This is a genomic window from Streptomyces sp. NPDC041200, from assembly GCF_055591805.1.
The window spans coordinates 631,281-651,376 of sequence record NZ_JBVIZF010000003.1 but is presented as its reverse complement, the minus strand read 5'-3'; the positions used below and the strand labels follow the sequence as shown (position 1 = coordinate 651,376).

At 73.0% G+C, this 20,096-nt stretch carries 18 protein-coding genes; 13 read left to right on the top strand and 5 right to left on the bottom strand.

Translation table 11 applies throughout. The annotated features are described in order from the left end of the window. Nucleotides 1-92: 92 nt before the first annotated feature. The gene (locus ACZ6CL_RS12675; RefSeq protein ID WP_468934813.1) at nt 93-755 is read left to right on the top strand and encodes a hypothetical protein; all 663 of its coding nucleotides are present in this window, start codon (nt 93-95) and stop codon (nt 753-755) included. A gap of 58 nt (nt 756-813) precedes the next feature. Then, nucleotides 814-1,485: a maltokinase N-terminal cap-like domain-containing protein gene (locus tag ACZ6CL_RS12670; protein WP_468934810.1), complete on the top strand. Its 672-nt coding sequence runs from the start codon at nt 814-816 to the stop codon at nt 1,483-1,485. A 36-nt stretch (nt 1,486-1,521) separates the two neighbouring features. Here ACZ6CL_RS12670 and ACZ6CL_RS12665 read toward each other — a convergent pair whose 3' ends face one another. Beyond that, complete coding sequence (locus ACZ6CL_RS12665; RefSeq protein WP_468934807.1) at nt 1,522-2,721, bottom strand: GDSL-type esterase/lipase family protein; 1,200 nt, start codon at nt 2,719-2,721, stop codon at nt 1,522-1,524. Nucleotides 2,722-2,900: 179 nt separating this feature from the next. On the opposite strand from ACZ6CL_RS12665, the gene ACZ6CL_RS12660 reads away from it, so the two are divergent. Both ACZ6CL_RS12660 and ACZ6CL_RS12655 read left to right on the top strand, forming a co-directional pair. Beyond that, a complete protein-coding gene (locus ACZ6CL_RS12660) occupies nt 2,901-3,509 on the top strand; it encodes a TIGR04222 domain-containing membrane protein (protein WP_468934805.1) in 609 nt (202 codons plus the stop codon). 53 nt (nt 3,510-3,562) lie between these two features. Next, a complete protein-coding gene (locus ACZ6CL_RS12655) occupies nt 3,563-4,462 on the top strand; it encodes a hypothetical protein (RefSeq protein ID WP_468934804.1) in 900 nt (299 codons plus the stop codon). Nucleotides 4,463-4,473: 11 nt separating this feature from the next. On the opposite strand, the gene ACZ6CL_RS12650 is transcribed toward ACZ6CL_RS12655, so the two are convergent. Beyond that, entirely contained in the window at nt 4,474-4,824 is a 351-nt protein-coding gene (locus tag ACZ6CL_RS12650) for a hypothetical protein (protein WP_468934801.1), read from the bottom strand. Nucleotides 4,825-4,833: 9 nt separating this feature from the next. Next, a complete protein-coding gene (locus tag ACZ6CL_RS12645) occupies nt 4,834-6,960 on the bottom strand; it encodes an alpha-galactosidase (protein WP_468934799.1) in 2,127 nt (708 codons plus the stop codon). A 73-nt stretch (nt 6,961-7,033) separates the two neighbouring features. Here ACZ6CL_RS12645 and ACZ6CL_RS12640 point away from each other — a divergent pair, with 73 nt between their 5' ends. Further along, entirely contained in the window at nt 7,034-8,110 is a 1,077-nt protein-coding gene (locus ACZ6CL_RS12640; RefSeq protein WP_468934797.1) for a LacI family DNA-binding transcriptional regulator, read from the top strand. After that, nucleotides 8,107-10,662: a CBM35 domain-containing protein gene (locus tag ACZ6CL_RS12635; RefSeq protein WP_468934794.1), complete on the top strand. Its 2,556-nt coding sequence runs from the start codon at nt 8,107-8,109 to the stop codon at nt 10,660-10,662. The genes ACZ6CL_RS12640 and ACZ6CL_RS12635 overlap by 4 nt, the downstream gene beginning before the upstream one ends. A gap of 91 nt (nt 10,663-10,753) precedes the next feature. On the opposite strand, the gene ACZ6CL_RS12630 is transcribed toward ACZ6CL_RS12635, so the two are convergent. Further along, nucleotides 10,754-11,116: a cupin domain-containing protein gene (locus ACZ6CL_RS12630; RefSeq protein WP_468934792.1), complete on the bottom strand. Its 363-nt coding sequence runs from the start codon at nt 11,114-11,116 to the stop codon at nt 10,754-10,756. A 108-nt stretch (nt 11,117-11,224) separates the two neighbouring features. On the opposite strand from ACZ6CL_RS12630, the gene cutA reads away from it, so the two are divergent. Beyond that, a complete protein-coding gene (cutA, locus tag ACZ6CL_RS12625; protein WP_468934789.1) occupies nt 11,225-11,548 on the top strand; it encodes a divalent-cation tolerance protein CutA in 324 nt (107 codons plus the stop codon). Nucleotides 11,549-11,557: 9 nt separating this feature from the next. On the opposite strand, the gene ACZ6CL_RS12620 is transcribed toward cutA, so the two are convergent. Next, a complete protein-coding gene (locus ACZ6CL_RS12620) occupies nt 11,558-12,241 on the bottom strand; it encodes a SanA/YdcF family protein (protein WP_468934787.1) in 684 nt (227 codons plus the stop codon). Between the two features lie 280 nt (nt 12,242-12,521). On the opposite strand from ACZ6CL_RS12620, the gene ACZ6CL_RS12615 reads away from it, so the two are divergent. The 6 genes from ACZ6CL_RS12615 (at nt 12,522) to dnaG (ending at nt 20,072) form a co-directional block, all read left to right on the top strand. Then, nucleotides 12,522-13,502: an adenosine deaminase gene (locus tag ACZ6CL_RS12615; protein WP_468934784.1), complete on the top strand. Its 981-nt coding sequence runs from the start codon at nt 12,522-12,524 to the stop codon at nt 13,500-13,502. A gap of 34 nt (nt 13,503-13,536) precedes the next feature. Then, the gene (locus ACZ6CL_RS12610) at nt 13,537-13,992 is read left to right on the top strand and encodes a MarR family winged helix-turn-helix transcriptional regulator (RefSeq protein ID WP_468934781.1); all 456 of its coding nucleotides are present in this window, start codon (nt 13,537-13,539) and stop codon (nt 13,990-13,992) included. 233 nt (nt 13,993-14,225) lie between these two features. Next, a complete protein-coding gene (locus tag ACZ6CL_RS12605; RefSeq protein ID WP_468934779.1) occupies nt 14,226-14,996 on the top strand; it encodes a sirohydrochlorin chelatase in 771 nt (256 codons plus the stop codon). Next, nucleotides 14,993-16,441 carry a deoxyguanosinetriphosphate triphosphohydrolase gene (locus ACZ6CL_RS12600; protein WP_468934777.1) on the top strand — a complete coding sequence of 483 codons (1,449 nt, stop codon included), beginning with the start codon at nt 14,993-14,995 and terminating at the stop codon, nt 16,439-16,441. The genes ACZ6CL_RS12605 and ACZ6CL_RS12600 overlap by 4 nt, the downstream gene beginning before the upstream one ends. Nucleotides 16,442-16,706: 265 nt before the next feature. Further along, on the top strand, nt 16,707-18,002 hold the full coding sequence (locus tag ACZ6CL_RS12595; protein WP_468934776.1) for an NAD(P)/FAD-dependent oxidoreductase: 1,296 nt from the start codon (nt 16,707-16,709) through the stop codon (nt 18,000-18,002). A gap of 123 nt (nt 18,003-18,125) precedes the next feature. Beyond that, nucleotides 18,126-20,072, top strand: coding sequence for a DNA primase (gene dnaG / locus ACZ6CL_RS12590; RefSeq protein WP_468934773.1), 1,947 nt, complete (start codon nt 18,126-18,128; stop codon nt 20,070-20,072). Nucleotides 20,073-20,096 lie beyond the last annotated feature (24 nt).

Here is a 20,096-nt window from a genome sequence, read left to right as displayed (position 1 = left end):
AACTCTAGCCATCTGTCTCATACTGTTCGCTCGACCAGGCGCCTCGGCGGATGAGACCCGCGGGGAGCGGTGGGCGGAACCAAGGAGCGGGGATGGCAACGGGGATACGGGGCAACGGGGCCCCATCGGGGAACGGGCTGGTCGGGCACGCCGTCAACCCGTGGAAGACGGTGCGGCGCACGCTCGCGCTGGTGGTATTCGTGTGGGCTGCCGCGGCGGCCATCACCTGCACCGCCTATCTGACGCTGGGCTCGGAGGTGATCCCCATCGTGCTCGGGGTGTTCCTCTGCTTGGCCTTCGCCGTGCTGCTGATGCTTCTCCACCGCGCCGCCTGGCTGGCCGTACTGGCCGTGGTGCCCGCGCTGTTCGTCCTCGTCGGGGCCGTCCAGTACGCGCCCGAGGCGGCCCTGGAGCGGCGCGGTGTACGCGAGAGCGTGGTGATCGTGGCGGACAGCGCGGCCGGGACGGGCGGCGACAACCACCGCTTCACCCTCCGCCGTACGGACGGAAGCACGCTCAAGGAGAAGCTGGAGTACGACGGCGACACCTGGGACCCCAAGGTGGGCGAACGGCTCGATGTCATCCGTGACCCGGAGGACGTCGTGCCGATGGAGCAGGCGGAGGACGTGGACGCCGCTGGCCGGCTGGGCGGTCTGATCGCCGGCACCGTGGCCTGGACCCTGATCACGGTCCTGGCGGGTCGGCGTGGCCATGTCCGCCGCCGCCGGGGCATCGAGATGCCGGACTACATGTGAGGACGGGCCTCGCCGGTGAAGGGGGGAAGGCCACGCCGACGGACGGTGTTCAGGAGGCATGGCTGTCATCCACAAAACCACCATGCGCCCCACCAAACTGGAGCTTCTGGCGCCCTGGCTCCCCGCTCGGCCCTGGTACCTCGGCGCGGGGCGCGCGCCGGAGCTGTCCCGGGCCGGGGGTTTCCGGCTCGATGATCCGGCGGGGGAGGTGGGCATCGAGTTCATGGTGGTCGAGGACACCTCCGGGGAGCGGCCGGTCTGGTACCACCTGCCGCTCAGCTACCGTGCCGCCCCGCTCGACGGGGCCGAGCAGGCCCTGATCGGCACGTCCGAGCACGGGGTGCTGGGGCAGCGGTGGATCTACGACGGGACCCACGACCCGGTGCTCGTCGCCCAGCTCCTCGCCCTCCTCCAGGGCCGCGCCGTACCGCAGATGCAGAGCGAGTCCGACGCCCCCGATCCCTCCGTCGCGGTGGAAAGCGCGGAAGCGGTCCCGGGAGGGCCTTCCGGCGCGCCCGGCGTCACGAGCGCGCCCGACGTCACCGATGGGCCCGACGGAACGCGCCTCGCGGTCGGGGCCCTGACCCTCGACGTGACGCGCGTCCTGCGGCCGGACGGCGAGGGGGTCGGGCGGGCGGCGGCCCTCGCCCACGTCAGCGCGGGGTGGCGGCTGGTGGACGGCGGCGAGGCGCGCGGCCGGTTCGCCGCCCTGCGCAACGCCGCTTCCTGAGCGTTCAGCGCCGCGGACCGGCGGCCACCGCGTCCGTCACGACTCCGCCCGCTGAGCGGCGCTGAACGGTCCGCCGCTCCCGAACGCCGCATCGGCGAACCGCTCGCCGATGCGGCGATGGGTGGCGGCGTCCGGGTGGAGCTGGTCGGGCAGCGGCAGTTCGGCGAAGTCCGCCTCGCCGTAGAGGTCGCGTCCGTCGAGGTAGTGCAGAAACGGATCGTCGGCCGCCCGCTGCCGCACGATGCGGGCCAGCTCGTCCCGTATGACGGTGAGCGTCAGCTTCCCCGCGGCGCGCTCCGCGGGGTCACCCGTGGCCCGGAACTGGAGCCTCCCTTCACTGAGACGGGAGAAATCCGGCGCGGCGGGGCCCGGCGTGTCCTCGTGGATAGGACAGTACGTGGCGGACACGACCAGCAGCGGCGCCGTGGGATGCCCCTCGCGGAGGGTGTCGAGGAAGCCGTGCACCGCCGGGGTGAACGCGCGCAGCCGCATCAGATCGGCGTTGACCAGATTGATGCCGATCTTGACGCTCAGCAGGTCCGCGGGGGTGTCCCGCATCGCGCGGGCCGTGAACGGGTCGAGCAGGGCGCTGCCCCCCAGACCAAGGTTGATCAACTCCACTCCACCGAGCGAGGCCGCCAGCGCGGGCCACGTGGTGCTGGGGCTCTCGGCGTCGGAGCCATGGCTTATCGAACTCCCGTGGTGCAGCCACACCCTGCGCTCCCCGTCCGGCATGGCCCCGACGGGGGCGTCCGTGCGCAGGACGACCAGCTCGGTGATCTCGTTGTACGGCAGCCAGATCTCGACGTCCTTCATGCGGTCGGGCAGCCCGGAGAACCGTACGGTGCCGACCGGACCGGGCTGGGTCTCTGAGGACCAGGTGGCCATGTCGACCATCCGGACGTTGCCCCCGGTCACACTGGCCCGTCCGGCCAGGCGGCCGTCGACGTGCAGGTCGTACACCCCGTCCGGACGGGGCGGGGCACCCCGGTACGCCATCTTGGTGCGGAGCGCGTCGAGTTCGACGGCGGTCGCCCGGGTACGGAACGCCACCCGTACCCCCGAGGGCTGAGCCTCCGCCAGGGCCAACTGCCCGTCGGCGCACTGCGCGCGGGCCCGGGCGGGCAGCCGGTGCGGCAGCACCCCGTGCTCGGTGTGCTCCACGTCGAGGGCGCCGCGCAGGAGTCGCGCGGTGATGGGGGTGGTCTCGGTCAGTTGCTCGGATGCGGGTGCCATACCCTTCCTTCCTTCTCCCATAAGAGCTTAAGCATAAGCCTAAAAGCTTTAGGTAATTCCAGGGCAGGGCTCCGGCAACCTCAAATCTCCCTCTGAACTGGCGTGATCACGGTTCGTGACCGCAGCCTCCGGACAAAACTGACGACAAGGAAGCAGGAGGGATGGAAGGGGGCATTCCGATGAGGGGCATTTTCCGGCGCACCACCGAGCCCAAGCCCGAGCCCGCACCGCAGACGCTGGATCTCTACGACATCGCCTATCTGGCCGGTGGTCCGTTGCGCATGATCGAAGTCGCTGTCGTCGCGCTGCACGAGCGCGGCATGGTGCGCGTCCGCGTCTCGCGCGTGCGCACCATCGACGACGCGGTCGACCGCCCCGGCACCCACCCCTTCGAGTGCGCGGTCCTCGACCTGTGCCGACGCCGCTCCCGCGACCTGCTCTCCCTGCTCGGCGAGGTGGGGGCCGCGCCCGAAGCGGAGGAGATCGAGCGCCGCATGATCTCCTCCGGCCTGCTCAGCCGCAGGCGCTTCCTCACCCGCGCGGGCTGGCGGCACTTGGAGGCGGCCGAGCAGAGCGGGGCGTACCCCGCGTACGTCTTCAAGGGCCCCGCCGCCCTGCCGGAGGGCGTACTGCGGCGCAACGTCAGCGAGGTGATCCCGCCGACGCCCGGCCTCGGCAGCCGTCTGATCCGGCTGGGCGATGCGCTCGGTGACTGGGCGTCGGACCACGGCGGCGGCGACGGCGACGGCGGCCACTCCTGCGGTGGCGGTGGTGGTGGCGGCGACTGACATGGGTGGGGGTACTCAGGCGTTCGCCGTACGCGTCCTGACATGATCGGAACGTGAAGGCCACGGGGAAACGATGGACGCACCTCGCCCTCTACCTGGGGCTGGTGTGGGCGGCCGGGGCACTGGTGGTGCCGCGCGCCTACCGCATCGGCTTCGGCCACGGGCTCGGCATCGACGTCGAGCGGCTGCCCGCGATCGCGATCGGCGCGGCGGCCATGGTCAGCGTGCTCGCGGTCGGCGTGGCCCCGGTGGGCCATGTGGTGCGGCCGTGCCGCACGGCGGGCGGGCGGCTCGGCTGGGCCGTGACGGTCTTCCTCGGCGGCACGGTCGGCCTCGCGGCCGGAATCGGAGCATGGCGCTCTGGCGCGCTGCACGTGGGCGGGCCCGCACAGCGCGCCGCGCTGTGCGGGGTGCCGTACGCGCTGGTGGCGGCGCTGTTCATCGCGGGGGTGACGGTCCGGCTGATATCCGGTGTGGCGGTGCTCGGCGTGGTGGCGTACGGCACGGCCGTCACCCACAAGTCGCAGCAGGAGAAGGAGATGCGGGGCCTGATGGCCGGAACGTCACTGGCCCGGCAGGACCTGCTGCTCCCCGACCCGCCCGCCGGATACCGCGTGGACGAGGGCAACGGCCTGCTGACGGCCGATGGCTTCGGGGTCCACTACGTCCCGTACACGCCGAGCACGGTGGGCGGTGGGCGGCCCGATGTGGCGTTCATGGTGAGCCGTTGCACGGTGAGGGACGGCGGCGGCATCAGCGAGGCGACCCGCACCCTCGGCGGCGGGGACGTCGAGATCGTCCTGTCGGCGCACCGCGACGGCATGCGGCTCACGGTGACCGCGCGCGGCCCGAGCGGCCCGGCCGACCGGGACGAGCTACGCCGCATGCTGCACACCGCCCGCCCGGCAAGCGACGCCGAGGTGCTGCGCGCCCTACGACGCCCGGCCGCCTGACCGGCCCCGGCTCACAGCCAGCGCAGCGCGGCCTCGGCGCTGTCGCCCGGGTCGGTGTTGAACGCGATGGCCGCCTGGGGCGCGTGCCGCCGGATCAGGTTCACGACCTTCTCGAACACCGTCAGAAGCTCCTCAGGCTTGCGGATGCCGCCCCCGATGACGACGACATCCCAGGAACGTTCGGCCAGCGCCCCGACGATGGTGGACTCGGTCGACTCGTCGAGTGGGAGCAGCACCGTGGAGGTGTCGGCGCCGTGCTCGCGGAGGCGGGCCATGTCCGTGTCGACGAGCGCGAGAACGGCGTCCGCGTCCATGCCGGGTGCCAGTCGCGGGTCGAGTCCCAGAAGGAGCACAGAAGGCATGCCGTGAGCCTAGCGCGCAGGTTGGTGCGGGGCGGCGGTCAGGCACAGCAGGAGCGCCGTGGGGGAGTGGGGCAGCGTGACGGTGAGTTCGGCGCGGTCCGCCGCCCAGGTGGTCTCGGCGGCGGATTCGGCCGGGTGGAGGCGTTCGACACGGAGTGCGCGCCCCGCCAAGTGGGGGAGGGAGAGGGCCCGTTCGGGCTGATCGCCTCCCCGGCGCCAGACGGACACGTACGTCCGGTCGTCGCCCGTACGCAGCCCCAGCGCCACCCACGCGTCCGTCCAGCCCGGCAGCCCCAGCGGCCAGAAGGGGACGGCCGAGGGCAGGTCGGGGCGCACCCGCCGGTACACCGCGAGGGCGTCGCGCACGAGGTCCAGCTGACCCGGGGTCATTCGGTCGAGGTGGCCCGAGAGATGGACCCGGCCCAGCAGCGCACCGGCCAGCGTGAAGCGGATCTCGTCGTCCGCGAAGCCGGGCTGCGGGTACGCCCACACCGCGCCCTGCTCCGGCGGCACCGCCGTCGGCGCGGCGGCGGCGATGGGCGGGTAGCGCAGCGGGTCCTGCTGGTCGCTGGTGGACTGGAGCTGGGTGAGGGCGAGTGAGGAGCCGTCCATGCGCATGCCGCCCGAGGCGCAGTTCTCGATGACGAGCGCGGGGTGGCGGTCGAGCACGGCGGCCAGCCAGCGCTGATGGGCGCGGGCGTGGCCGAGCAGGCCCGCGCCGGGAGCGGCGTGGCCGTGTGCCGGGTCCCAGTCCGTGCCGGGGGCGATGCTGATGTTGTAGTCGAGCTTGAGGTAGCCGACGCCCCAGTCGCCGACGATGCGGTCGATCGTCGCGTCGAGGTGGCGGCGCGCGGCGGGGTGGCGCAGGTCGAGGTGGTGGCGGCCGTTCTCGGTGAGCCGTACGCCGTCGCGCTGGAAGAACGCGTCGTCCGGCAGCGCGGCGGCCACCGGGCTGCGGACGCCGACGACTTCGGGCTCCAGCCACAGCCCGGGGACCATGCCGAGGGAGCGGATGCGGTCGAGGACGAGCCGCAGCCCGCCGGGGAAGCGGCGGGTGGAGGGCTGCCAGGCGCCGACGCTGTCCCACCAGCCGTCGGTGTCGTCGTACCAGCCCGCGTCGATGCAGAAGTATTCGGCACCGGCCCGGGCGGCGGCGTCGATCAGGGGCAGCAGCCGCTCGGTGGTGGGGTCGCCCATCAGGGTGTTCATGTAGTCGTTGAACACGACGGGCAGGGCGGTGTGATCGGGGTGCGGGCGCCGGATGGCCCGGCGGTACGCGGTGAGATGGGCCATCGCCGCGTCGAACCCGCCCCGCGCGGCGAGCGCGAGGGCGGCCGGGACGGTGGTGAACGAGGCGCCGGGTTCGAGCCGCTCGCGCCACTGGTGCTCGGCGTCGGTGGGGCCGCCGAGCGCGACGTACGTGCCCTCGCCCCGCTCCCCGGCCTCCCACCGCCACCCCACCGGCGACTCGACCTGCCAGAGCCAGGCCCGGCCGGTGGCGCGCTCCGTGAGGGCGCCCATCGGCAGCTGGCCATCGGTGGGCCAGCTGCCGACGCTGCTGAGGACGAGGGCGACGCGGCTGGCGTTTCCGTGGGCCTCGCGCGACAGGTCCACGATGCGGTCGCGCAGCGGTACGGCGCTCCAACGGCACTCGGCCAGCCACTCGTTGCGCGCCCAGTGCACATCGAGCGCGTCGGGGGCGGGGAGGCCGCCGAGGACGAGGTGGGGGACGGCCTGGACGACGATCGGGCCGGTGCCCTCGTTCGTCAGCCGCACCTCGGAGCGCAGGACGGGCAGGCCGTCGGGGGAGGAGAAGCGGACCTCGGCGGTGAGGCCGGAGCCGGGGTCGTGGAGGTCGAGCGTCAGCCGGTGCCAGCGGCCGTCGTCGTTGTCATCCGTCCCGGTCTTGTGGCCCCGGTAGCGCAGCCGCTCGCCGAGCACGGTCTCGATGCCGCGCTGACCGGACCACGCGCTGCCGTAGCCGAGCGCCAGCACCTCGACCACCGGGGGGCCGTCGGGCTCCGGCGGCGCGGTGTCGCCCGGCGGGCCCAGCCGGACGAGCCGGAGCACCCCGTCCGGCCCGGTCGCGAACGCCGCCGTGAGCGCCGTATGGCCCCATGTGAACGTCTCCCGCACGTCAGCCCCTCTCCACCCGCGGCCGCTTGACGCGTCCCTTGACGGCCCCTGTGTGACCGGTCACAATCCTGGCGTGCATGTGACCGGTCACACAAGAGGCGGCAAGCGGCCCGGCATCCGCGACGTCGCCACCGCCGCGGGCGTCTCGTACCAGACCGTCTCCCGCGTGATCAACGACCATCCGAGCGTCAAACCGGCCACCCGGGAACGCGTCCTCGCCGCGATCGAAGCCCTCGGCTTCCGCCGCAGCGCCACCGCGCTCGCCCTGGCCAGCGGACGCACCCGGTCGGTCACCGTGCTGACCGCGAACACCACCCACTACGGCTACGCCGCCACCCTCCAGGGCATCGAGGAGGCCGCCCGCGCCGCCGGTTACACGGTCGCCATCGGCGTCCTGGAATCCGACACCGTGGCCGCCGTCCGGACCGAGGTGCGGCGGGCCGCGGACACCGGCGGCGGGCTGATCGTGATGGCGTACGACACCGCCGGGGTCCGCGCCCTGGCCGCCGTACCCGCCGAACTCCCCGTCGTGGGCGTCGTCGAGACCCCGTCCCGGCCGCCCGCCGGGCACCGCCCCTGGGTGTGGACGGACGACCGGGAGGCGGCCCGCACCGCCACCCGCCACCTGCTGGACCTCGGCCACGAGACCGTGCACTACGTCGCCATCCCGTCCAGCACCCGCCGCACCGGCCAGCGCACCGCGGGCTGGGGGGACGCGCTGCGCGCGGCCGGGGCGCCGGAGCCGCGCCCGCTGGCCGGGAGCTGGGATCCGGCCGGTGGCTACCAGGCGGGGTTGCGGCTGGCCCGCGATCCGTCCGTCACCGCGATCCTGTGCGGCAACGACGACCTCGCGCTCGGGGTGATCCGGGCGCTGCACGAGGCGGGCCGGGCGATCCCGGGCGAGGTGAGCGTTGCCGGTTTCGACGACGCCCCGCACTCCGCGTTCCTCACGCCCTCCCTGACGACCGTACGGCTCGACTTCACGGGCCTGGGCCGGGCCGCCTTCGGCCGGTTGCACGGCCTGCTGGAGGAGGCAGCGCCGGTCGCGCCGCGCCCCGTCTCCGTACCGCTGCTGATCGTCCGCGAAAGCTCCGGCCCACCGCCGGCCCCGTTACCGCCGACCCCACCCTCGGAGGCCCCCCGCGCATGAGCAGATCCAGCACGTCCAGCAGGCACCCCGGCCACCGCATACGAACGGCCGCCACCGCCACCGCCCTCGCCGCCGCGCTCCTGGCGGCGGCCGTCCCCGCCGACGCCACCACCCCCACAGCCGCGTCTGAGGCCGCCCAGAAGCTCGCCGTCGACCTGGCCGCCCCCGAGGGCCCCGTCCTGCGCGGCGCCAACGGTTCGCTGTACGGCCTGAGCGACGACGGCGTGCCGACCGACGCCGCCCTCGCACCGCTGAAGCTCACCACCGTCACCCAGAAGCCGGAGGGCGGCGCCCAGCACCCGAACGGCGACGCCGTCACCGTCTCGAAGTCGTATCTCCGCAACGGCGGTGGCGACGTCCTGGTGATGATGCAGGACATCTACGCGAAGTGGCCGTACGAGGACCTGGGCATCGAGGACTACCTCACCAAGGTCGACAAGGTCGTGCGCGACGTCGCCGACGCCCCCCACAGCGAGCGCTTCGTCTACGTCCCGTTCAACGAGCCCGATCAGATCTGGTACAAGCTCGGCGTCGCCGACCAGGCCGCGTACGAGAAGAACCGGGACCGCTTCTTCCGCGACTGGAAGACCGTCTATCACCGCATCCGCGCCCTCGACCCGGACGCCCGCATCGCGGGCCCCAACGAGTCCTCGTACCACTCCCGCCTGATGGGCGACTTCCTGACCTGGGCGAAGCAGGGGAAGGTCCTGCCCGACGTCACCACCTGGCATGAGCTGGGCCCGGACTCCCTGCGCGACTTCCAGGGCCACTACGACGACTACCGCGCCCTGGAGAAGCGCGCGGGAATCGCACCGCGCCCCATCAACATCGACGAGTACGCCAACCGCCGCGACCTGTCCGTCCCCGGGCAACTGGTCCAGTGGGTCTCCATGTTCGAGCGCAACAAGGTCTACGCCGACCAGGCGTACTGGGACGCCGCGGGCAACCTCTCCGGCAGCGTCGCCCAGGCCAACATCCCCAACGGCGCGTGGTGGTTCTTCCGCTGGTACGCCACCATGACCGGCCGGACCGTCAAGGTCACCCCGCCCACCCCGAACGCCGTCGACACCCTCCAGGGCCTCGCCTCCTACGACACCGCCAAGCGCCAGGCCCAGGTGCTGGTCGGCGGGGCGCCGGGCGACGCGGACGTGACGGTCGGCCACGTCGACCCGAAGGTCTTCGGCCGCCAGGTCACCGCCGCCGTCTCGGAGGCCGCCTGGTCCGGCTACGAGGGCGCCCACGCCGCACCCCGCACGCTGGCCCGCAAGAAGCTGACCGTCCGCCCGGACGGCTCGGTGACCGTGCCGCTCACCGGCATGGACCGCATGTCCGCGTACCGGATCGTGCTCACCCCGGCGGGCAGCGGCACCCCGCAGGCCGCGCGGATGCCGTGGCACGCGGCGTACGAGGCGGAGGACGCGGCGATCACCGCGGGCAAGGTCTACACCCAGGGCACCGTCGCCAACGCCAACGGCTACGCCGCCTCCGGCACCAAGGACGTCGGCTCGCTGAACCAGGACACCAGCGAGGTCGCCTTCACCGTGGACGTGCCCCGCACCGGCGACTACGACCTCTCCGTCCTCTACGGCAACCAGAGCGGCGGCCCGGCCACCCAGCGGCTCACGGTCGACGGCGGCGCGGCCCGCACCCTCACCTACCCCTCCACCGAGAACTGGACCTACCGCGGTCTCAAGAACACCACCGTCCGGCTCGCCGCGGGCCGCCACGAGATCGCCCTGGCCCATGACACCGCCGAGGTGACCCTCGACCGCGTCGACCTCACGGCCGCCACGCGGCCCTCCGCCGCGTACGAGGCCACGCTCGCGGACACCACCGGCAGCCCCTCCTACGACTACGGCTCGGCGAGCGGAACCGGCACCGGCGCCCTCGTCCTCGGCTCCCGGGACGCCGCGGTCTTCGACGTCTACGCACCCCGTGAGGGCTACTACACGGTGACCCCGCGCGCGACCGGCGGCCCGCTGAAGCTCACCGCGCACGGCGCGACCACGACGGCGTCCCAGCGGCTCTACCTGACCGCGGGCAACAACCGCGTCACCGCCGCCCCGGCCAAAGCCGCCCCCGTCCGGCTGCGCTCCCTGGACGTCACGGGCGCGGGCGACGACACAGGCGTGCGCGGATACGAGGCGGAGAGCGCCGCACTGTCCGGCACCGCCAAGCCCGAGTCCGGCGCGCACGCCTCGGGCGGCGCTTACGCCGGCTGGCTCGGCAACGGCGCGTCCAACACCGCCACCCTCACCGTCCAGGCCCCCTCCGCGGGCCGCTACCTGATGGCGGTCCGCTACGCCAACAACGAGCGCCGCGACAACGGCCACGCGTACAACACCGACATCGTCTCGCGCGGCGCGGACATCACGGTCGGCCAGGGGAAGCCCCGGCGCGTGATGTTCAAGAACACCTGGGGCTGGGACGACTACTGGACCCTGGCCGTCCCCGTCGACCTCGCCAAGGGCGCCAACAAGGTCACCTTCGCCAACCCGGGCGCGTACGCCCCCAACCTCGACCGGATCGACCTGGCCCCGGTCATCGGCTGACCTGACGAATCGCCCCGGTGCGGCCGTGCAGCCGCACCGGGGCGTGGGGCACCGCTTCCGGCGTCAGCGCGGACGACACCGGAGCGGCGCGCTAATCGGCGGTCGGCGCGTCCTCACCGGGGGCGGGGCAGCCCACGGTGGCGGTCACGGCGGTCAGCAGCACCACGGAGTCCTCCAGCGCGACCATCCCGTGCCGCTCGTGCGGAACGCACTCCACCTGCCCGGCGATGAGATCCGTGCGCACCCCGCTCCCGGTCAGCCGCACATGACCGTGCAGCACGTGCAGACTCGCCGCCGGGGGAGCGTTGTGCTCGTCCAGCTGACAACCGGAGACCATCGCGATCACGCTCTGCCGCAGCGGCCCGTCATGCAGGAACAGATGTGCGCTGCGCCCGTGCGGATCGGCCTTCGCCTGATCCAGATGGTGGCGGGCGAGTGCGGTGAGGTCATCCATGAGTGCCCCTCGATCGGCCTGATCTGATCGTCGCCGGGTTCCCTCAATCGTCACCGGCTAGCGTGATGCGCGCCAGTTCGCACCCCCGCGACATGGAGAGAGGCATCCGTGGCCGACTACCTGACCGTCCTGACGACCACCGACACCCCCGAGAAGGCGGAGGCACTCGCGCGCGGCGCCGTGGAAGCGCGGCTGGCGGCCTGCGCGCAGATCAGCCAGCCGGTGACCTCCGTCTACCGGTGGCAGGACGCCATCGAGACCGCCGCCGAGTGGCAGGTGCTGTTCAAGACCACCGCCGCGCGCTACGACGAGCTGGAAGCGCACATCCGCGAGGCACACGACTACGAGACGCCGGAAGTGATCGCGACGCCGATCACCCAGGGCAACGAGGACTATCTGGCGTGGGTGGTAGCGGAAACAACCATCGGATGACAGAAACCACTATCTGTCATCCGCCATCGCATCGCTGATACCCCGCTCCCGCGGCCCCAGGAACCGAGGATCGGGCCGGAACGTGGCGTCGAGCACCGCCTTGCTCGCCGCCACGGTCTCCCTCAGCCCGCCGAAGCCCCACGTCGCGTCGTGCGGCTCGTCCACCGCGACCCCGTACGCGTCGACCCCCGCCGCCCCGCACAGCGCCACCGCCCGGCGGATATGGAACCCCTGGCTCACCAGCACCGCCCGGCGCACCCCGAACACGCGCCGCGCCCGGCTGCACGAGTCCCAGGTGTCGAAGCCCGCGAAGTCACTCACGATCCGCCGGTCCGGCACACCCCGCTTCACCAGATAGGCGCGCATCGCGTTCGGCTCGTCGTAGTCGTCACGACTGTTGTCCCCGGTGACCAGCAGCGCCCGTACCTTCCTGTCCCGGTACAGCGTGACGGCCGCGTCCAGCCGGTGCGCCAGATACGGCGACGGCTCCCCGTCCCACAGCCCGGCCCCGAACACCACCCCCACCGGCGCCGACGGCACCTCCCCGCCCGCCGCCCGCACCCGCCCCTCCGTGCTCAGCCGCAGCCACGTCGCGGGCAGCAGCGCCAGCACGCTGACGAGCACAGCGACCTGGAAAACCCTCCGCCACCCCCGCCGCGTCCGCGGCAACCGCCGCCGCACCCACCTGCACATGCCCTGTCCCCCTCGGCCGCACCAGCACCATCGCGCTGAGTGACGCGCCCGAGGGGCGAGTCGGTTGCACCGGGCTATTCGGCGGCGTCGTCCCCTTCGGGCTCCCGGAGGTCAGGAAAATGTCCGTCTCCAACGCACGAGATGCACCGGCACGTGACGGCGACGGGCGGCGCCAGGTATCCGTTATCCGTTCGCATGACCCCGAACGAGCGATGTGCCCCATCCCGCATAGCCTTGGGGAGTCGTTCCGTACCAGCGAAACCAGCAGGTGATCCCAGCCGTGCCGCCGCTCCCCAAAGCCGAACTCCACCTCCACATCGAGGGCACCCTGGAGCCCGATCTCGCCTTCGCGCTCGCCGAGCGCAACGGCATCGAGCTGCCCTACGCCACCCAGGACGAGCTGCGCGCCGCGTACTCCTTCACCGACCTCCAGGACTTCCTCAACCTCTACTACGCGCTGATGGCCGTCCTCCGCACCGAGGACGACTTCGCCGACCTCACCAACGCCTACCTCGCCCGCGCCCGCGAGCAAGGCGTCCGGCACGCCGAGATCTTCTTCGACCCCCAGGCGCACACCGCCCGCGGTGTCGACATCGGCACCGTCATCCGCGGCCTCACCCGCGCCCTCGACGCCGCGCCCCAGGCCTACGGCATCACCACCCGCCTCATCATGTGCTTCCTGCGGGACGAGACCGCCGAATCGGCCCTGGCCACCTTCGAGTCCGCCCGCCCCTACCTCGACCGGATCACCGCCGTCGGCCTCGACTCGGCCGAGGTCGGCCACCCGCCGTCGAAGTTCCGCGAGGTGTACGCGCTGGCCCGCGAGGCCGGGCTGAAGTGCGTCGCCCACGCGGGCGAGGAGGGCCCGCCCGCGTACGTCTGGGAGGCCCTGGACATCCTCGGCGTCGACCGCGTCGACCACGGCGTGCGCTGCCTGGAGGACAAGACCCTGGTGGAGCGGCTTGTCGCGGACCAGGTGCCCCTCACCGTCTGCCCCCTCTCCAACGTCCGCCTCCGCGTCGTCGACCACCTCTCCGACCACCCCCTCCCCGCGATGCTGGACGCCGGTCTGCTGGTGACCGTCAACTCCGACGACCCCTCCTACTTCGGCGGCTACGCGGAGGACAACTTCACCGCCGTACGCGACGCCCTCGGCCTCGACCAGACCGCGTTGCGCACCCTGGCCCGCAATTCCTTCCAGGCCTCGTTCCTGGACGAGGAGACGCGCGCGTCATACCTCCGGGAACTCGACGCGTCTTGACCTCAACCTTGGTTCAACTTCTACGTTCGTCGCCATGGAGTACTCACACAGCGACACCGAACTGATCCGCCAGCCCATCGGCTACTGGAGCTGGGCCGCCTCCAAGGCGGTCGTGACCTACATCCGGGAAGGGCTCTCGGAATTCGGCCTCAGCCAGCCCCAGTGGTGGACGCTGAACCAGGTCGTCGACGGCGGCGAGGACGGCCGCACCCGCGACGAGGTGCGGGCCGTCCTCCAGGGCTACCTGGATGTGGGCGCCGCCCTGGAACCCGAGATCGACGCCCTCCTGTCCCGCGGCCTCCTGACCACCACCGCCCAGCGCCTCCACCTGACCCCCGAGGGCCGCGCCCTCCACGCCCGCGCGGCCGAACGCCAGCTGGCGATGCGGGAACGCATCCACGACGGCATCCCCGACGAGGACTACGTCGCCACCCTCAAGGTCCTCCAGCGCATGATCCACAACACCAACGGCCAAGCCTGGCACCACTGACCCCGGCCACCGGGCCCGGGACCACCAGCCGCCACCTGCCCGTCCGGGTTTCGCCGCCGAGTGCGGGCCGGTGGCCGGGTTGTGCCCACCCGTTCCTCCCCCAGCTACCGCTGGGATTGCCCCCCCGCACCCACACCAAACCGCCCGCGCACCCACCCCCACCGTGAACTCGTCGCAATCACCCGTCACGGCCACGCAACGGCGCCGCAACACGCCCCTGCCACAGTCACGTCATGCACGGCATGACAGCAGCATCGCCCCGCCCTCTCCCCGCCCCGACCCTGGTCGCCGTGGCGCACGGCAGCCGCGACCCGGCGGCGCTGCGCACCGTGACGGCCCTCCTGAACACGGTCCGGGCCCTGCGCCCCGACGTGCCCGTACGGCTCGGGCACATCGAGCTGAACCGGCCCCTCCTGGCGGACACCCTCGCCGCGCTCCGCGGCGAGGCCGTCCTCGTACCGCTCCTCCTCGGCCGCGGCTACCACGTCAAGGAGGACCTTCCAGCCGCCGCCGCGGCCGCCGGAAACCTCACCACACGCATCGCCGCCCCCCTCGGCCCCCACCCGCTCCTCGCCGAGGCCCTGCACGCCCGCCTGAGAGAGGCCAGCAAGCACAGCCCCCAGGCCCCCCACGCCGTCGTCCTCGCCGCCGCCGGTTCCCGCGACCCCGACGCGGCCGTCGACGCCACCGCCACCGCCACCCTGCTCAGCGCCCGGCTCGGCGGCATACCGGTCGTCCCCGCGTACGCCTCCGCCGCCACCCCCACCGTGGCCGACGCCGTACGCGCCCTCGCCCCGCACCCCGGGGATCGCCGCCACATCGCCGTGGCCTCGTACTTCACCGCCCCCGGCCGCTTCGCCACCCAGTGTGCGGACGCCGCCCCCGGCATCGCCGCGGCCCCGCTCGGCGCCCACCCGGCCGTCGCCCGGCTGGTGCTGCACCGCTACGAACAGGCCCTCTCCAGTGCTCCGCTGTCGTACCGGGCGGTTACCGTCGGTGTATGAGCCGCAGAGCAGGTCGTACGACAGATCGCAGCACAGATCGCGCCACAGATCGCACCACGGGCCGCGCCACCGACCCCACCACCGACCGCACCTCAGGCCGCCCAGCCACACCGACGACCACCCCCGGCTATGACGCGGCGGACCTGGAGCGCTGGGTCCAGGAGCCCGACAAGCGGCCCGGCCGGACCGCGTTCCAGCGGGACCGGGCGCGCGTGCTGCACTCCGCCGCGCTGCGCCGACTGGCCGGAAAGACGCAGGTCGTGCCCGCCGCCCCGGCCACCGACACGGACCTCGGCGCCTCCGCCCGCACCCCGGCCTGGGACGCCACGCCCCGCACCCGCCTGACCCACTCCCTCGAGTGCGCCCAGGTGGGCCGGGAACTCGGTGCCGCCCTCGGCTGCGATCCGGACCTGGTGGAGATGGCCTGCCTCGCCCATGACCTGGGCCATCCGCCCTTCGGTCACAACGGCGAACAGGCCCTCAACGAGGTGGCCCGCGACTGCGGCGGTTTCGAGGGGAACGCCCAGTCGCTGCGGCTGCTGGCCCGGCTCGAACCGAAGCGGTTCGTCCCCGACGAGGAGACCGGCGAACCGGTCAGCGTCGGCCTCAACCTCACCCGGGCGGCCCTGGACGCCGCCACCAAATACCCCTGGCCGCGCGGCGGACACCCCCGCGACCCGGGTTCGCCGAAGTTCGGGGTGTACGAGGACGACCTCCCGGTCTTCGACTGGTTCCGGCGCGGCGCGCCCGAGCACCGCACCCCGTTCGAGGCCCAGGTGATGGACTGGGCGGACGATGTGGCGTATTCGGTGCACGACGTCGAGGACGGCCTGCACGCGGGCCATCTCGACCCGAACAGCCTGCTCGCCGAGCCCGAGCGGCGCGAGGTGTTCGCGGTCGCCGCGTCCCGTTACGCCCCGGGCGCCGAGGCGGACGAGCTGGCCGAGGCGCTGGACCGGCTGCTCGACCAGGAGTGGTGGCCGCACGGCTATGACGGCACGTCCGTCGCCCAAGCCCGCCTCAAGGACGCCACGAGCCAGCTCATCGGCCGGTTCTGCCTCGCCGCCGAGGCCGCGACCCGGGCGGCGTACGGGACGGGCCGGTTCACCCGCTACCGCGCCGAGCTGGTGGTGCCGCGCCCGGCCCGGCTGGAGTGCGCGGTGCTCAAGGCGGTCGCGGACCGTTACGTCATCCAGCGCGCCGACCAGGAGCTGGTCCGCGCCGACCAGCGCGTGGTGATCGCCGAACTGGGCGAGGCGCTGATCGCCCGCGCCCCGGACGGGCTCGACCCGCAGTTCCGCGCCCTGTTCGACGCGGCCGACGCGGCGGGCGACGAGAAGGGGCGGCTGCGCGCGATCGTGGACCAGATCGCCGCCCTGACGGACGTCTCGGCCCGCGCGCTCCACGCCCGCCTCACGGCCCCGCGCTCCGTACGCCACGTATGACCACGAGCGGCCGCATCCGACACCACACGACTACGCACGACCAAGCACGACTACGCACGACCAAGCACGACTACGTACGACCGCATAACGACACGCCCCACGGCCCGTTCCCGCCACTCCGCACGGCCCCCTTCCCCCGCCCCGCTCGGTGCGGGAGGCTCCCCGGTGGCTCCCTTTGGCCAAAGCTCCGGCTGATGCGACTGGTCGTCGCGACCGGGGTAGAAGCAAACGCAGAGGCACCGCCCGGCAGCGAGGAGGAAAACAAGTGGTCGACGCACACCAGACGTTCGTCATCGTCGGAGGGGGTCTGGCCGGGGCGAAAGCCGCGGAAACCCTCCGTTCGGAGGGATTCACCGGCCGGGTGATCCTGATCTGTGACGAGCGCGACCACCCCTATGAGCGTCCCCCGCTCTCCAAGGGCTTCCTCACCGGCAGCCAGGAGCGCGACAGCGTCTTCGTCCACGAACCCGCCTGGTACGCGCAGGCCGACATCGAACTCCACCTCGGCCAGCCCGCCACCCACCTGGACCGTGCCGCCAAGGCCGTGACCCTCGGCGACGGGACCCGCATCCACTACGACCGGCTGCTGCTGGCCACCGGCGCCGAGCCGCGCCGCCTCGACATCCCGGGCACCGGCCTGGCGGGCGTCCACCACCTGCGCCGCCTCGCCCACGCCGAGCGGCTGAAGGGCGTCCTCACCACCCTCGGCCGGGACAACGGCCAGCTGGTCATCGCGGGCGGGGGCTGGATCGGCCTGGAGGTCGCGGCCGCCGCCCGCGGTTACGGCGCCGAGGTGACGATCGTCGAGCGCGAGTCGACCCCGCTCCACTCCGTCCTCGGCCCCGAACTGGGCGCCCTCTTCGCCGACCTCCACAGCGAGCACGGCGTCCGCTTCCACTTCGGCGCCTCGCTCACCGAGATCACCGGCCAGGACGGCATGGTGCTCGCCGCCCTCACCGACGACGGCGAGGAGCACCCCTGCCACAGCGTGCTGGCGGCCATCGGCGCCGCCCCGCGCACCGCCCTCGCCGAGGCCGCCGGGCTGGACGTGGTGGACCGGGCGTCGGGCGGCGGCATCGCCGTCGACGCCGCGCTGCGCACCAGCGACCCGGACATCTTCGCGACGGGCGACGCCGCCTCCGCCCCGCTCGCCTTCCTGGAGGGCACCCCGGTGCGCACCGCCCTCCCGCCCGGCTCCCGGCTGCGCGTCGAGCACTGGGCCAACGCGCTGAACGGCGGCCCGGCGGCCGCCCGCGCGATGCTCGGCCAGGACGTCACGTACGACCGGGTGCCGTACTTCTTCTCCGACCAGTACGACGTCGGGCTGGAGTACTCCGGCTACGCGCCGCCCGGCTCGTACGACCAGGTGCTGATCCGCGGCGACGTCGGCAAGCGGCAGTTCATCGCCTTCTGGCTGAGCGACGGCCGTCTGCTGGCGGGGATGAACGTGAACGTGTGGGACGTCACCGAGCCCATCCAGCGGCTCATCCGCAGCGGCGCCCAGCTCGACCCGGGCGCCCTCGCCGACCCGTCCGTCCCGCTCACCTCTCTCGTGCCGTAGCGCCCAAGGCCCGGGCCGGGGCCCGCCCCAAGCCGGGCACCCGTGCCCGACACCGGTGCCGGACATCCGTGCCGGACACCGGTGCCGGACATCGCTGTCGGACCCCGGCCGTAGAATTCACGCGTGGCTGGACGGATCAACGATGACGACGTAAAGGCGGTGCGGGACGCGGTCCCGATCGACGCCGTCGTATCCGAATATCTCCAGCTGCGGAACGCGGGCGGTGGCAATCTCAAGGGGCTCTGCCCCTTTCACGACGAGAAGTCACCGTCCTTCCAGATCAGCCCCAGCAAGGGGCTGTACTACTGCTTCGGCTGCCAGGAGGGCGGCGACACCGTCGACTTCGTCATGAAGATCGACCACCTCTCCTTCTCCGAGACGATCGAGCGGCTCGCCTCCCAGGCCGGGATCACCCTGCGGTACGAGCAGGGCAGCGCCACCCCCGGCCGCCAGCAGGGCGAGCGCATCCGCCTGGTCGAGGCGCACCGGGCGGCCGCGCAGTTCTACGTCGAGCAGCTGGACGGCCCCGAGGCGGAGATCGGCCGCAAGTTCCTCGCCGAGCGCGGCTTCGACCAGGCCGCCGCCCAGCATTTCGGCGTCGGCTACAGCCCGGCGGGCTGGGACCACCTCGTCCGCTTCCTGCGCGGCCGCGGCTTCACCGACCAGGAGCTCCTTCTCTCCGGCCTCGCCCAGGAGAGCCGCCGCAATCCCATCGACCGCTTCCGCGGCCGCCTCATGTGGCCCATCCGCGACATCACCGGCGAGGTCGTCGGCTTCGGCGCGCGCAAGCTGCGCGACGACGACAACGGCCCCAAGTACCTCAACACCCCCGAGACCCCGCTCTACAAGAAGTCCCACGTCCTGTACGGGATCGACCTCGCCAAGAAGGACATCGCCAAGACCAGCCGCGCCGTGGTCGTCGAGGGGTACACGGACGTCATGGCCTGCCATCTGGCCGGGGTCACCACCGCCATCGCCACCTGCGGCACCTCCTTCGGCGGCGACCACATCAAGATCCTTCGGCGGCTGCTGATGGACAACTCCGGCGCCGAGGTCGTCTTCACCTTCGACGGCGACGCGGCGGGCCAGAAGGCCGCCCTGCGCGCCTTCGAGGACGACCAGAAGTTCGCCGCCGAGACCTATATCGCGATCACCCCGGGCGGTATGGACCCCTGCGATCTGCGGCTTGCGCACGGCGACGACGCGGTCAAGGCGCTGGTCGAGAGCCGCACCCAGCTCTTCGAGTTCGCCATCCGGCAGATCATCGGCCGCCACAACCTCGACACGGCGGTGGGCCGCGCCGCCGCCCTGGACGAGGCGGCGCCGGTCGTCGCGGGCATCAAGAACGGCTCCATCCAGCACGAGTCGGCCGTCCATCTCGCGGGGCTGCTGGGCATCCTCGATACCCAGTTCGTCGTCCAGCGCGTCAGCCAGCTCGCCCGGTGGGCGCGGGACCGCGGCCGGGGCGGTGACCAGCGCCCCGACCAGCGGGGCCGCCCGCAGAACCGGCCCGGCGGACCGGGCGGTCCAGGCGGACCGGGCGGGCCGCAGGGCCCTGCGGCCCAGGCCCCGGCAGGCCCGCGGGGCCCCGCCCTGAACCTCCGCAGCCCGGCCCACCGGGTCGAGCGCGAGCTGCTGAAGCTGGCCCTCCAGCGCCCCGAGCTGGTCTCCCCGGCGTTCGACGCCTACGGCGAGGACGAGTTCACCGCCCCGCCCTACGCCGCCGTGCGCCGCGCCGTCGAGGACGCGGGCGGCGCGGAGCGCGCCGACGCCGACTATCTGCGCCGCGTCCGCGAGGTCGCGCCCGACGACACGGTCCGCGCCATGGTCACCGAGCTGGCCGTGGAGCCCCTCCACACCCGCCGCGAGGCCGACGAGGCGTACGCGGGCGAGCAGTTGGTGCGGGTCCGCCAGGCCGCCGTCAACCACCGCATCAGGGAGGTCCAGGGCACCCTGCAGCGCCTGGGCCAGCACGCCGACCCGGCCCATCTGGCCGCCGTCCAGAACGAGCTGTGGGTCCTCCAGCAGTACGCCGTGTCCCTCCAGACCCAGGGCGCCGCGGCGCTCTAGCCGTGCTGTCCCGGCACGTTGGTG